The organism is Sulfitobacter sp. EhC04 (assembly GCF_001650875.1).
Lineage (GTDB): Bacteria > Pseudomonadota > Alphaproteobacteria > Rhodobacterales > Rhodobacteraceae > Sulfitobacter.
The window spans coordinates 1-2,269 of record NZ_LXYI01000035.1 but is presented as its reverse complement, the minus strand read 5'-3'; the positions used below and the strand labels follow the sequence as shown (position 1 = coordinate 2,269).

Genomic DNA, 2,269 nt, shown 5'->3' with positions numbered 1-2,269 from the left:
GGCTTGCGGGTATCAGTCAGTAACCGTAGAACCCCCCTCACCGGCGGCGCAGCGATGCACTGACGGGGCGCCAGACGGGCCGGACGGAAGCGGAGACGCGGAGGGAAGGTTACGAGGCGGATAAGAAATATCAGAGGTATTTGGGCGGGGCGCGCCAAGAAGTTAGGGCGCATCTCAGTCTCTTTTGTCTCTACGCTCTTTGAAATTGATAGTATCTGAAGAGATATGTGGGCGGTTTGGTTCATTCGATGGATCAACCTCTTCATATCGCGCTACTAGGGCTTCGGTCCGATGATGTAGTGTCAGCTTCACTGTTTGGACGGCTTCTGGTTACTTTGGTAACTGAAAGCACAACAAACAGAAAAGACGCCTGTGGTATTCAGTAAGTACTGCAGGTCGATGTGCAGAGGTTCGACGTCAAGGATAAGCAAGCAATTGCTTTTCAACTTGAGAGTTTGATCCTGGCTCAGAACGAACGCTGGCGGCAGGCCTAACACATGCAAGTCGAGCGCACCCTTCGGGGCGAGCGGCGGACGGGTTAGTAACGCGTGGGAACGTACCCTTTTCTACGGAATAGCCTCGGGAAACTGAGAGTAATACCGTATAAGCCCTTCGGGGGAAAGATTTATCGGGAAAGGATCGGCCCGCGTTAGATTAGATAGTTGGTGGGGTAATGGCCTACCAAGTCTACGATCTATAGCTGGTTTTAGAGGATGATCAGCAACACTGGGACTGAGACACGGCCCAGACTCCTACGGGAGGCAGCAGTGGGGAATCTTAGACAATGGGCGCAAGCCTGATCTAGCCATGCCGCGTGTGTGATGAAGGCCTTAGGGTCGTAAAGCACTTTCGCCAGGGATGATAATGACAGTACCTGGTAAAGAAACCCCGGCTAACTCCGTGCCAGCAGCCGCGGTAATACGGAGGGGGTTAGCGTTGTTCGGAATTACTGGGCGTAAAGCGTACGTAGGCGGATCAGAAAGTAGGGGGTGAAATCCCGAGGCTCAACCTCGGAACTGCCTCCTAAACTCCTGGTCTTGAGTTCGAGAGAGGTGAGTGGAATTCCAAGTGTAGAGGTGAAATTCGTAGATATTTGGAGGAACACCAGTGGCGAAGGCGGCTCACTGGCTCGATACTGACGCTGAGGTACGAAAGTGTGGGGAGCAAACAGGATTAGATACCCTGGTAGTCCACACCGTAAACGATGAATGCCAGTCGTCGGGCAGTATACTGTTCGGTGACACACCTAACGGATTAAGCATTCCGCCTGGGGAGTACGGTCGCAAGATTAAAACTCAAAGGAATTGACGGGGGCCCGCACAAGCGGTGGAGCATGTGGTTTAATTCGAAGCAACGCGCAGAACCTTACCAACCCTTGACATCCTGTGCTAACCCGAGAGATCGGGTGTTCACTTCGGTGACGCAGTGACAGGTGCTGCATGGCTGTCGTCAGCTCGTGTCGTGAGATGTTCGGTTAAGTCCGGCAACGAGCGCAACCCACATCTTTAGTTGCCAGCAGTTCGGCTGGGCACTCTAAAGAAACTGCCCGTGATAAGCGGGAGGAAGGTGTGGATGACGTCAAGTCCTCATGGCCCTTACGGGTTGGGCTACACACGTGCTACAATGGTAGTGACAATGGGTTAATCCCAAAAAGCTATCTCAGTTCGGATTGGGGTCTGCAACTCGACCCCATGAAGTCGGAATCGCTAGTAATCGCGTAACAGCATGACGCGGTGAATACGTTCCCGGGCCTTGTACACACCGCCCGTCACACCATGGGAGTTGGTTCTACCCGACGACGCTGCGCTAACCTTCGGGGGGCAGGCGGCCACGGTAGGATCAGCGACTGGGGTGAAGTCGTAACAAGGTAGCCGTAGGGGAACCTGCGGCTGGATCACCTCCTTTCTAAGGATTTTCCTGGCATATTGAGCTTGCTCTTGATCGTGGAAAACTTAGCAGGACAGTAAACAAAACTGTCCATATTCGGGACATCGCAAGATGTCCTTCGGACCGAGCCGTCCTCATATCTCTTCAGAAACAACGCGAGCCCGCCGGCTCGTATGAATAGCCAGTTTTGCTGCAACCCTGGCCGCTCTCAGGAGCTTGCTTTGCAAGCCCTTGCCGCGGCGACGCGGTTTTGCTTTGCAAAACTCGCTGGGTCGGTAGCTCAGGTGGTTAGAGCGCACGCCTGATAAGCGTGAGGTCGGAGGTTCAAGTCCTCCTCGACCCACCAAGCTTCCTTGCTTGCAAGGGAGCGTTGCCATGGTAG

1 tRNA gene and 1 rRNA gene are annotated in these 2,269 nt (G+C 54.0%); both read left to right on the top strand.

The features are described 5' to 3' along the window. Nucleotides 1-443 precede the first annotated feature (443 nt). Nucleotides 444-1,905: ribosomal RNA gene (locus A8B82_RS15655) — 16S ribosomal RNA — on the top strand. A gap of 251 nt (nucleotides 1,906-2,156) precedes the next feature. Next, a tRNA-Ile gene (locus tag A8B82_RS15650) sits at nucleotides 2,157-2,233 on the top strand. Nucleotides 2,234-2,269 lie beyond the last annotated feature (36 nt).